Below are 12086 nucleotides of genomic sequence, written 5' to 3'. Positions count from 1 at the left end.
TTCTAATCTGTGGGGCAGCAAAGGACCGCAGGTGATGAACAAACCCTCTGACAATCCCGCCGACCCGTTCAAGAAAGCCTTGGCCGAAGCGACCAAGGTCATGGCGGATGACCCGGAACTGGCGGTGACCTACTCCGTCGATCCGGCAGGGCAGACCGCGGACACGATCCGGCTGCCGCAGGTCAGCCGCCGCATGACCCGCGATGAGGTGTTGCTGGCCCGCGGCACCGCCGATGCCTTTGCCTTGCGCCACAAGTTCCACGACCCCAAAGTCGCTGCCCGCTACATGCCACAAGGGCAGATGGCGCAGGACCTCTATGAGGCGATGGAAACCGCCCGGATTGAAGCGGTGGGTGCCGAATACATGCCCGGCACTGCTGGCAACATTGACGCCAAAATCGGCAATGAGGCGCAGCGCAAGGGCTATGATCAGATCACCCAGGCCGCTGACGCGCCCTTGTCCGTCGCTGCAGGCTATCTGATCCGGCACCTCGCCACCGGACGCGACCTGCCAAAAGGGGCCGAAAATGTCATGGAGCTGTGGCGCGGTTTCATCGAGGATCATTGCGGCGGCACGCTCGAAAGCCTGAGCGATACTTTGAAGGATCAGCAGGCCTTTGCCAAACTCGCCCGGCAATTGATCAGCGATATGGGTTACGGCGACCAGCTTGGCGACGACCCCGACAGTCTTGACGATGATCAGGAAGAAGAGGCCGAAGACAGCCAAGACGACAATCAGGACGAACCTGACAGCACCGGCGAGGACGAAAGCGAGGGCGAAGAGGCGGACGCCGCCCCGGAGCAATCGCAGGAGGAGCAACAGGATGCGAGCCAGGCTCAGGTGAGCATGGATGATCAGGCCGATGCGGAAATGGGTGAAGAGGCGGAAATGCCTGAAGGCGAGGCCCCGCTGGAGCCGCCTGCCCCGCAACCGATCTCGGACGCTGATCCCGACTACAAGGTGTTCACAACCGAATATGACGAAGAGATTGCCGCCGAAGACCTTGCCGAAGCCGTCGAGTTGGAACGGCTCCGCGCCTATCTCGACCAGCAGTTGGAACCCTTAAAAGGAGCCGTGTCCCGGCTGGCCAACAAGTTGCAGCGGCGCCTGCAGGCGCAGCAGAACCGGTCATGGGAGTTTGACCGCGAAGAAGGGATTCTGGATGCCGGGCGGCTGGCGCGGATCGTGGCCTCACCCACCACTCCGCTGTCTTTCAAGGTCGAGAAAGACACTGATTTTCGCGACACGGTCGTCACGCTTCTGTTGGACAATTCAGGCTCGATGCGCGGGCGCCCGATTTCGATTGCCGCGATCTGTGCGGACGTCATGGCCCGGACGCTGGAACGCTGCGATGTGAAGGTCGAGATCCTCGGTTTCACCACCAAGGCCTGGAAAGGTGGCCAATCGCGCGAGCAATGGCTGGCGGAGGGGCGTGCGGCGACGCCCGGTCGCCTGAACGACCTGCGCCACATCATCTACAAATCTGCCGACGCCCCGTGGCGGCGGACGCGGCCAAATCTGGGCCTGATGATGAAAGAGGGGCTTTTGAAAGAAAACATCGACGGTGAAGCGCTGGAATGGGCGCATCGCCGCCTCACGGTCCGGCAAGAACAGCGCAAGGTGCTGATGGTGATTTCGGACGGCGCACCAGTCGACGATTCAACTTTGTCCGTTAACCCCGCAAACTATCTGGAAAAACACCTGCGCGATGTGATCGAAATGGTGGAGAAACGTAAAGCCGTTGAGCTGGTCGCCATCGGCATCGGTCATGACGTCACCCGGTACTACGAGCGTGCAGTGACGATCACGGATGTGGAGCAATTGGCAGGTGCCATGACCGAACAACTGGCGAGCCTCTTTGACAGTGACCCCCGCAAACGCGCCCGTGTCCTCGGCATGCGCAAGGCAAGTTAGTTAAGCGGCACACGGCCAGTGCCATTGCAGACCCCGCATGCGCGATTTGCATTTGGCGACTGCAATGTGCCTGCAGGTGTCGAACCACTGCCATTGCAGCTATGGCATATACCTTCGTCGAACGGCAGCTTTGCAAATGCTGTCGGTTTGCGAAACACCAGATAGGCCAGATAGATATTGAAACCTATCAGCCACAACCCGGCGTTGGGAACCGTCTCCAAAAAGCTGGTTTGTGTGATCAGCAGGACGTTGAGCGCCACGGCCACGGCGAGCCGGATCGCAATGCCCGAAATGCGCCCCAGGATCAGCCCTGCAACCATTATGGCAGCGATGGCAGGCAAGAGATAGGGCGAGTCCGCCCCAAGCAGCCACCCCAGGATGGCGCCGCCAATGATGGTGGACCAGATCGCATCTTTCAGTCGGTTGATCATCAATATTGTCGTTGCACCTATGGCGCGGCAGGCTAGTCTTTCCAAAGAAATCGTCAACTAAGGGCCAAGGCTCCTCTCATGCTCCAAACCTTCGAGGCCCAATCCTCGCCCGAGCAAGGTCCATCACGGCTTGCCGCTCTGCGCCTTACCATGGCACAGCATGGCTTTGACGGATTTCTCGTCCCGCGAGCGGACGCGCATCATAGGGAGTATGTCGCCGAACGTGATGCACGCCTGGAACGGTTGACCGGGTTTTCAGGTTTCGCCGGGGAAGGCAAGGCCCGTGATGTGATGGATCATCTGGGCACTGATGTCGTCTTGCGCGACGTTGATGACTTTTTGAACGCGGTCAAAGCACTTGGTGGCCCGGTGCAGATCGACCCCAAATCCTGCCCCGATATCATCGCGACCACATTGCGCGACGCTGAGGTTGAGGTGATCGAGGCGCGAGACCCCTGCGTCCTGCCCAAGGCGCGCAAAAACGAAGTCGAGATTGCCGGCGCAAAAGCCGCACAGGAACGTGATGGTGTCGCCATGGTCCAGTTTCTGGCCCGGCTTGATGCGCAAGATCTTGATGCTGGCCTGACCGAGATCGACGTAGTCAAGACCCTCGAAGGTTTCCGCCTGAAGACAAATGCGCTGCGCTATATCAGCTTTGACACGATCAGTGGCGCGGGCACCAACGGCGCTATTGTGCATTGCAGGGTCAATGAAAACACCAATCGGCGCGTTGGCAAAGATGAGTTACTGCTGGTTGATAGCGGCGGACAATACGTAGACGGCACAACCGATATCACACGGACCATTGCCATGGGCACGCCGACAGACGAACAGCGCGCCTGCTACACCCGCGTGTTGCAAGGCATGATTGCCATCAGTCGCGCCCGCTTCCCAAAAGACGTCGGCGGCCAGAATCTTGACGCGCTTGCACGCGCGCCGCTCTGGATGGCCGGTATGGATTATGACCAGGGCACAGGCCATGGCGTGGGCAGCTATCTTTGCGTCCATGAGGGGCCGCAACGCCTCGCGCGCCGGTCCAAAGTCGCGTTTGAGCCAGGCATGATCCTGTCAAATGAGCCGGGCTATTACCGCGAAGGCGCCTTTGGCATTCGGATCGAAAACCTGATCATTGTGGTGGAGGCGCCGGCTATTCCAGGCGGTGACGATCGCGACATGCTCTGTTTCGAAACGCTTACATATGTGCCGTTTGATCGTCGGCTGATCGACACGGCGATACTGTCAAGACCAGAACGCGACTGGATCGATCAGTACCATGCCACGACCCTCGACAAACTTGCGTCGCGGTTGGACCCGCAAACTCAAGATTGGCTGCGCGCAGCCTGTGCACCGCTTTGACATCAAAGCGTTACCCAGCATCCCTAACCTATCGCAGCCGCGCCATACGGCGCAGAAGATGAAGAAAGGAAAACCCAAATGGCAGATCACATCAAAATCCGCCCGGCCACAGGAACATGGGTCGTGCGCGCCGCCGGGGCCGTTTTGGGGGAAAGCACGCAAGCGCTTGAACTTGTGGAGGGGGATTATCCACCCGTGATCTATTTCCCGCGCAGCGATATCGCGATGGCCTTTCTTGAACCCAGCGAAACGACGACCACTTGTCCTTACAAGGGGGCCGCACGCTATTACACGATCCAGGCCAAAAGCGGCGCTATTCCCGATGCGGCCTGGTCGTACGAAGATCCAAAGGCCGAAGTAGCCGAGATCAAAGACTATCTGGCGTTCTACACATCGAAAGTGGCCGTGGAAGAAGTTTAGGAATGCTCTTCCGCTGCTGTTTCTGACAAGGCGCGGTTCATCGCCTTGAGCGCATCCACCTGAAACAAAGCGCCCCATAGCTCTGGGGGGGCGTCCTCACCGCCCAGGGTGACGACCGGGATAAAACGATATCCGCCCTGATCAAACATCGGCATGGCCTGTTCCAGTGTGGCGTTGCCGTCGATGTAAATCCCATCCCGAATTAAGTCCCAGCACTCATTTTCAGGCGCTGAACGTTCTGCACCCATGGGCCGCATGATGCTAGACACCTTAAAAGTGGCCAATAGGTAGGCCTGCGGGCCCGCCGCCAGATGCACATTGCGCCGTTCAAGTTGGGTGAGGAAGAAGGACCGGTCCACCAGCTTTGTCGACAGCGCGGTTGAAAGCGATACGGCGACCATCACGGCAAGACCGGTCTGCCAGTCACCGGTGAGTTCAAAGACAATCAGTGTCGTCGAAATCGGCGCGCCAAGCACTGCGGCAGCAACCGCGCCCATGCCGGCCAATGCATAAGTTGTTCCCTCGCCCGACACGTTCGGAAAAATGGCTGTGGCAATGATGCCAAAGGCAAGGCCCGTCAGCGCACCGATCATTAAGGACGGTGAAAAGACGCCGCCACCCATCCGACCACCCATCGTGATGGCGACTGCAATGATTTTCATGATCACGAACACAATGGCTTCGTGTACGAGCAACTCGCCGGTAAGCGCGGCAGAGGTTGTTTCATACCCAACGCCGATAATATGCGGCCACCAGATCGCCATCGCGCCCAGCAGTGCACCTGCAAAGGCTGGGCGCAGAAAACGGGGCAGACCCGTCATGTCTTGCAGATAAGTCGCAAAATCGTCGATCCAAAAGATCGCCTTCATCAGGGCAACCGCGACGATGCCACAGACCAGCCCAAGGATCAGAAATGCGGGTAGCTCGACATAGAATGCCAGGGCATTTTGCCCCGGCAAAACAAACTCGGTCACATCGCCAAAAACGAGCCGATTGATCACTGTGCCGGCGGCAGAGGCGATGACGATGGGCGCAAAAGCATGCACGGCGAAGTGACGCAAAACCACCTCAAGGGCAAAAAGCGCCCCCGCAATCGGCGCGTTAAAGCTGGCAGAGACCGCAGCAGCAACCGCACATCCCAAAAGGTCTCGGCCCGTAATGCCATTGGCTCCCATCCAGCGGCAAACCAATGTCGACAGAACCGCGGCCAAATGGACCACCGGGCCTTCGCGGCCGCTTGACCCGCCCGTGGACAAGGTGATCATCGAGGCCGCGGCAGAGGCGAGGCCACGCCGCACTTCGACCCGACCCTCTGACAAGGCGGCACCTTCGATCACGTCGGCGACAGATCGCACCCGCCCATCGTCGGTAAAGCGGTCGAGGATGATACCAACGATCAGCCCGCCGCAAATCGGGATCACCAAAATCTGGTACCATGCCAGATCCGCCGCAAAGGAATGCAAAAGCCGGATATCATCAGTCCCATAGGCGGTAGATTGGATGAACTCGATCCCCAGCCGAAACAGGACCGCGGCACCACCCGCAGCGATCCCGATTGCAAGCGCGATGAACCAGAATTGTATCTGGCTTGGTCCACGTGTTTTCAGAATATGGGCCGCGTCACGACAGGTTGAGGTTATCTCAGCCACACCATGCTGCACTAACACTTTGACGGGCTTGCCCATACAGATCGCTCTCTGGCTGTCGCGGGTGCACAGCCGAGCCGTTGCAAATGCCGCGCATTTTGGTGTTCTAGAGGATCAGTTTTCGCGGGCCAAGGGTACAGAATGGCCGCGCAAGCCATTGTGACCCACTTGCGCCAAAAAGAATCAAGCGATCAGTGACGTGATCGAAATTTTGGGCATTGTCTCGGCTTTGGAAATGATACTGTGACCTAGCGGCAACCCTTTCCAAAAAGCTGACAGTCACAATTTGTTTGACCACGCGTCACAATGCCTCGAAAAACAATCGAAAATTGAATTGACTCCACTTTTAGCTGATTCTCTCAACGTCCTTTGTGGCGTATTTTCACTGCATTTCAGCCCAAAAACACGCCCAAATGACATACAAAATATTGATTTCATTACAGTTTTAAAAGGGCAGATCTTGAACTAGAGAACCGCGAGGGCGCGGTACGGCATAACAGGACATGCAACCTGTAATAGTTATGTCAGCAATATTGACATACTTTGGGACAGGTTGATTGGCAACAGACCGCTCGGTTATTCCGTTTTTAAGGCATGTAGCCTTGCGTTGGTAACGAGTATTTGGGTTCGGTTTACCATTTCGGCAAATAGAACTCAGCTTTAAAGAAACTGGACGTTTGCGGCCTTTTTCTGTGTGTGATTACAGGACGTTTCGGAGGTGAGTGGCCGATCGGACTGGATTAATGAGTGGGTTGGGTAACCCGTTGTTAAGGGGGACAGTGTGTGGCTCTGCTTAAGCATTCACACACTGTCCCCATCTAACGAAAACCTCCAGAAAATCTGTCTTTGAGTGTTACCCGCAAGGCTTTGCGCGCGGGTTTAGAGCAGCGGGATTCAGGCCTCGATCAGTGCCTTAGCCGCCGCCCGCGCCGCATCTGTCACCGTATCGCCCGACAGCATGCGCGCAATCTCATCAATCCTTGCGGCCTGATCCAGCGGAACAACCGTTGAGAGCGTTTCATTCTTTGCCTGCTGCTTTTCGACGCGCCAATGATGGCCACCCAAAGCAGCCACTTGCGGAGAATGCGTAACAACAAGCACCTGTCCGCCCCGCGCCAATTCCGCGAGCCTGCGCCCTACTGCGTCGGCGGTGGCACCGCCAACGCCTCGGTCAATTTCGTCAAAGATCATTGTCAGACCCGGATTGGCTTGTGTCAGGCATACTTTCAGAGCCAAGAGGAATCGGCTGAGTTCCCCGCCCGAGGCAATCTTGTTGAGCGGACCGGCGGGCGCACCGGGATTGGTCGCAACGGTGAATGCAACTGCGTCGATACCATCAGGCCCCGGCGCGGCGTAACTCAAAGTCGTTGAAAAAACGGCGCGTTCCATCTTCAGCGGCGCCAATTCCTCGGTCATCGCAAGGTCGAGCGCTTTGGCTGCTTTCACACGCTTAGACGACAAGGTAGCCGCAGCTGCGTCATAGCGCTCTTGGGCGGCGGTCACAGCCTCTGACAGAGCCCTCAGATCGCCTTCACTCTCATCCAGCATGGTGAGGCGGCGGCGCAATGTGTCAGCAAGCTCTGCCAGCGCATCGGGCATCACATTATGCTTCCGCGCCAAACCGCGTATCGCAAAAAGCCGCTCTTCCACTTCTTCGAGTTCAAGCGGATTGAAGGTCAGCGCATCCAGACACTGGGCAACCCCAAGCTGTGCCTCATCAAGCGCCATTGTCGCGCGTTCAATGGCCGCCAGTGGCTCATCAAGCTGCCCCTCGGCCTGATCAACAACACCCTGCAACCAGCGCGAGGCGTCCGTCACAAGCCCCTCTGCCCCCTGCAGCCCTAGCGCCTCTGCAGCTTTTCCGATATCTACACGGATCTTCTCCGCGGCCTGCATCAGACGGCGCTGCGTGTCCAAAGCAGCCTCTTCGCCGGCCTCCGGTGACAATGCATCAAGTTCAGCCACCGCATGGCGCAGATACTCTTCTTCGGTGCGTGCCTCCGCAATCCTCGCCTCGGCATCACTCAACGACTTACGCGCATCAGATAAGGCCCGCCACGCAGTACGTGTCGCAGCGATGTCCTCCTCCAGCGCAGCATATGTGTCCAGCAGTTGGCGATGGCCACGGGGGTTGAGAAGCCCGCGGTCATCATGCTGTCCATGAAGCTCAACCAGCGTATCAGACAATGCACGCAAGACCTCTCCACTGACGCGGCGGTCGTTGACCCAGGCTGTCTTGCGCCCCTCGCGCGTATTGATACGGCGCAGTATCAGCTCATCCTCCACCGCGATTCCCGCCTTTTCCAGGACCGCCGCAGCAGGATGCCCCTCGGGCAGGTCAAACCACGCCGTCACCTCGCCCTGTGCTGCGCCCTGGCGCACAAGCTCGGCCCTGCCGCGCCAGCCAAGCACGAACCCCAGCGCATCAAGCAGGATCGATTTGCCCGCGCCCGTTTCACCCGTCAGCACATTCAGACCGGGCTGAAAAGCCAGTTCCAGCCGGTCAATAATCAACATGTCCCGAATGTCTAATCCACGCAGCATGTCATGACCTGCACAGATTTAGGCCCACCTGCATGATCAGAGCCACTCACCACGCACAACCTGACGATAGATTGACGCCAACCAATTGTCACCGGTGGCGTTGGGGTTCAGGCCTTCGCCGGTCAGCAGGATAAAGCTGGCCTCGTACCACTCGCTTGAACGGTAGTTGAAACCAAGGATCGCGCCAGCGCTTTGTGCCTCGTCTACCAGACCAAGCGACAGGTAACATTCGACCAGGCGATGCAGTGCCTCGGCGGTATGCGTTGTCGTCTGGAAATCCTCCACAACGGTGCGGAACCGGTTTGCGGCCGCCGCATATTGCCCGCGTTTCAGGTAATAGCGCCCGATCTCCATCTCTTTGGCCGCGAGATGGTCAAAGGCGAGATCGAATTTCAGCACTGATGTGCGGGCATATTCAGAATCCGGATAGACTTCGATCACCTGCCGCAGCGATTGCAGAGCCTGAAATGTCAGGCCCTGATCGCGTCCGACCTCGTCAATCTGATCGTAATAAGAGAGCGCCAGAAGATAGGCGGCATAGGCGGCATCATCTTCGGCTGGGTAAAAGTCGAGATAGCGTTGCGCCGAAGCGCGGCTATTAGGATAATCTTCTGCCCGATGATACGCAAAGGCCTGCATGATCAGCGCACGTTCAGCAAATTCCGAATAGGGATAAAGCCGCTCAATCTCGCCAAAGGTGAAGGCGGCATCATCGGGCCGGCCATCTTCGATCTGCTGCTCACCGCGCGCAAAAATCTCTTGCGCGGTCAAATCATCTAGCGGCGCGCCCGATTGTTCACTGCTACACGCCACCAACAGCAAAACTGCCAATGCCACGCCGAACCGCCGCCTGATGTGATGAGCGCTGCCTGACACGTAGCTCGTCCTTACTTTATCACTGCCTAACGTAAGGGTTGTTACCCCCGGATTGCAGCGGGTCTAGCATAGAAACATGGGGGGCAAAATGCCTTTTGAACAGCCCGCGATCAACTGTTTGGAACAGGAATGCGATCAGGCGACAGCGTCGAGATCAGCAACACTCACGCCAACGCCTGGCAAACGCGCTGCAGTCTTTGCATCACACGTGACCCAGCGCCATGCGCCGTCATCGGCAAAGAGCGCATGCAACAGCTTGTTTGTCATCGCATGGCCGGACCGTGTGCCTGTATAACGCCCGAGGATCGGTGCTCCCGCTGTATAAAGATCACCCAACGCATCCAGCATCTTGTGGCGTACAGCCTCATCTGCATGGCGCAGGCCACCAGGCGTCAACACTTTGTCCCCGTCCACGACAACCGCGTTCTCCATCGTCCCGCCAAGCGCCAGACCGTTCGCCCGCATCGCATCGACGTCAGATGACCGGCAGAACGTCCGGCTATCGCAGAGCTCACGCACAAAGCTGCCATTGGCCATGTTCAGCATCTTGTGCTGCTGCCCAATCGCCGCATCGACAAAATCGATCGCAAAGTCGATCTGCAAGGTTGTGGCAGGCGACAATTGTGCAAATGCCGCGCCTTCAGACACCGCCACGTCTTTCAGTACTTCAATTGCGCGCAACGGTGCGGCAAGCCGGCTCAGCCCTGCTTTCACGATACCGCGCACAAACGCCGCAGAACTACCATCGAGGATCGGCACTTCTGGCCCGTCAATATCGATCAACGCGTTGTGCACACCACAGCCAGCCAGGGCGGCCATCAGATGTTCAATCGTCGATACCGTCACCCCATCCGCATTGGTCAAGCGCGTATTCAGAGGCGACACAACAACACGGTCCCACCGCGCCTGCAATCTGGGCTGCCCAGTGACGTCAGTTCTGCGAAAAACGATTCCACTGCGCGCAGGCGCCGGATGCAACACAACCCGCACAGGCATACCGGTATGCAAGCCGGTGCCCTCAAAGGCGACACGTGTTTTCAGGGTAGTCTGCACGATAGGATTCTTCTTTCGCATGCGTTTTGCTGCGATTGAACTATAGCGCGTGTGTTTCTCTCTCAACTCACTCTTTACAACGGTCTGAAACATCGCCCGACAATTTCAAGGCGAGAATGTGGCGCACCTAGCAACTCAATGATTTCAAAAGAAAAAGGCCGCAGATTCGCGGCCTTTGATGTGAGTTTAACCTCACGTTCTGTTTCAGCTTTGCAATCGGTTCAGTTGGCCTGGCGGCGCAGGAAGGCCGGAATCTCGATCTTTTCCTGATCTTCATTTGGCCCGGTTTCCTGATGCAAGGCGGTCACCTGCGGCTGTGTGCGGGCAGGCTGCGGTTGTGCGCCAGCATCTGCCTGCGCCCCCGTCATCCGGTTGATCAGTGAGTTGATACCAAAGCGCGGCTTGTCCGCTTCCGCCGCTAGTGCGGCCTGCTGTGGCTGCGCTTCAACCGGACGCGGTGCGGCGCGGCTCACGGCTGCCTGCAGGCGTGCCAGTGCCTCTGGCGATGGCGTACCCGGGGCTGCGGCGCGGGGCGCGACGAAGCTTTCAGCCTCTGCCATGACAGGCTCTGGCCTTGGCGTGTAGGCTGGTGGTGGCAACTCGTCCTGTGCTGCAGGCTGCGTTGCCACTTCGGGCTCTGGCCGCGGTTGGAATGCTGCAGGCTGCTGCGGCTGGGCCGTGGGCACGTCCAGCTCTTCGAACAACGTGCGCTCTTCTGCTGCCGGTGCTTGCGCCACGGCGGCAGGGGCCGCTTGCACAGGCTGCGGCGCAGGCGCCTCAACAGCTGCAGGCTGCGCCAAAGGTGCTGCCATGGACCGGCGTGGCAGAGGCGTTTCGGCGTTGCTTGCCACCGCGTCGATACCAGTCGCCACGACAGAGACGCGCATTTTTCCTTCCATCTCCGTATCAAGCGTCGAACCCACGATGATATTGGCGTCGCCATCCACCTTTTCGCGGATCTTGTTCGCGGCCTCATCCAGCTCGAACAGCGTCAGGTCGTAGCCGCCGGTGATGTTGATCAATACACCTTTCGCCCCTTCCAGAGAAATCTCGTCCAGAAGCGGGTTGGCAATCGCCTTTTCGGCAGCTTGGATCGCGCGGTTCTCGCCATCGGCCTCACCTGTGCCCATCATCGCCTTGCCCATCTCGTCCATCACGGCGCGGACATCCGCAAAGTCGAGATTGATGAGGCCCGGGCGCACCATCAGATCGGTCACGCCTTTGACGCCCTGATAAAGCACGTCATCGGCCATCGCGAAGGCCTCGGTGAAGGTTGTGTTTTCGTTGGCGAGGCGGAACAGGTTCTGGTTCGGGATGATGATCAGCGTGTCGACAACTTTCTGAAGCGCTTCAACACCTTCCTCGGCTTGCTTCATGCGCTTGGCGCCTTCGAACTGGAAGGGCTTGGTCACAACGCCAACCGTCAGCACACCCATTTCACGCGCGGCCTGCGCGATGATCGGGGCGGCCCCTGTCCCGGTGCCACCGCCCATCCCGGCAGTGATAAAGCACATGTGCGCGCCAGCCAGATGGTCGACAATCTGTTCGATGCTCTCCTCAGCGGCCGCCGCACCCACGGTTGGGCGTGCCCCGGCGCCCAAACCTTCAGTGACTTTCAGACCCATCTGGATCTTCGATCCGGCATGTGATTGCTGCAGCGCCTGCGCGTCGGTGTTGGCCACCACAAACTCGGTCCCGTCAAGCTGCTGCTCGATCATGTTGTTGACCGCGTTGCCACCAGCACCGCCCACACCGAACACGGTGATACGGGGTTTCAATTCCTCATGCCCGGGAAGGGATAGATTCAAAGTCATTGCTTGATCCGCCTGTTTTTTTGGCCCCGTG

Annotated in this window: 9 protein-coding genes; 3 read left to right on the top strand and 6 right to left on the bottom strand. The window is 58.4% G+C overall.

The window, feature by feature from the left end:
* The first annotated feature begins 34 nt into the window (after window positions 1-34).
* Window positions 35-1915 carry a cobaltochelatase subunit CobT gene (gene cobT, locus SLH49_RS10280; RefSeq protein WP_320269067.1) on the top strand — a complete coding sequence of 627 codons (1881 nt, stop codon included), beginning with the start codon at window positions 35-37 and terminating at the stop codon, window positions 1913-1915.
* On the opposite strand, the gene SLH49_RS10275 is transcribed toward cobT, so the two are convergent.
* Window positions 1912-2346 carry a hypothetical protein gene (locus tag SLH49_RS10275; RefSeq protein ID WP_320269066.1) on the bottom strand — a complete coding sequence of 145 codons (435 nt, stop codon included), beginning with the start codon at window positions 2344-2346 and terminating at the stop codon, window positions 1912-1914. The two genes, cobT and SLH49_RS10275, sit on opposite strands and share 4 nt — an antisense overlap.
* 78 nt (window positions 2347-2424) lie before the next feature.
* On the opposite strand from SLH49_RS10275, the gene SLH49_RS10270 reads away from it, so the two are divergent.
* Both SLH49_RS10270 and SLH49_RS10265 read left to right on the top strand, forming a co-directional pair.
* On the top strand, window positions 2425-3702 hold the full coding sequence (locus SLH49_RS10270; protein ID WP_320269065.1) for an aminopeptidase family protein P: 1278 nt from the start codon (window positions 2425-2427) through the stop codon (window positions 3700-3702).
* A gap of 78 nt (window positions 3703-3780) precedes the next feature.
* Window positions 3781-4122, top strand: coding sequence for a DUF427 domain-containing protein (locus tag SLH49_RS10265; RefSeq protein ID WP_320269064.1), 342 nt, complete (start codon window positions 3781-3783; stop codon window positions 4120-4122).
* On the opposite strand, the gene SLH49_RS10260 is transcribed toward SLH49_RS10265, so the two are convergent.
* The 5 genes from SLH49_RS10260 to ftsZ all read right to left on the bottom strand — a co-directional run bounded on the left by SLH49_RS10260 (window position 4119) and on the right by ftsZ (window position 12055).
* Entirely contained in the window at window positions 4119-5807 is a 1689-nt protein-coding gene (locus SLH49_RS10260) for a chloride channel protein (protein WP_320269063.1), read from the bottom strand. The genes SLH49_RS10265 and SLH49_RS10260 overlap by 4 nt on opposite strands.
* A gap of 855 nt (window positions 5808-6662) precedes the next feature.
* Window positions 6663-8312 (bottom strand): DNA repair protein RecN, encoded by a 1650-nt coding sequence (gene recN / locus SLH49_RS10255; protein WP_320269062.1) that lies wholly within the window; start codon window positions 8310-8312, stop codon window positions 6663-6665.
* Between the two features lie 36 nt (window positions 8313-8348).
* Window positions 8349-9188, bottom strand: coding sequence for an outer membrane protein assembly factor BamD (locus SLH49_RS10250; RefSeq protein ID WP_320269061.1), 840 nt, complete (start codon window positions 9186-9188; stop codon window positions 8349-8351).
* 135 nt (window positions 9189-9323) lie between these two features.
* On the bottom strand, window positions 9324-10241 hold the full coding sequence (gene lpxC / locus SLH49_RS10245) for a UDP-3-O-acyl-N-acetylglucosamine deacetylase (protein ID WP_320269060.1): 918 nt from the start codon (window positions 10239-10241) through the stop codon (window positions 9324-9326).
* Between the two features lie 221 nt (window positions 10242-10462).
* Window positions 10463-12055: a cell division protein FtsZ gene (gene ftsZ / locus SLH49_RS10240; protein WP_320269059.1), complete on the bottom strand. Its 1593-nt coding sequence runs from the start codon at window positions 12053-12055 to the stop codon at window positions 10463-10465.
* Window positions 12056-12086: the final 31 nt, after the last annotated feature.

This window comes from Cognatiyoonia sp. IB215446 (assembly GCF_033963825.1).
GTDB lineage: Bacteria > Pseudomonadota > Alphaproteobacteria > Rhodobacterales > Rhodobacteraceae > Yoonia.
Note: the sequence above shows the minus strand (reverse complement) of the source record. Positions and strands in the feature narration are given on the sequence as shown.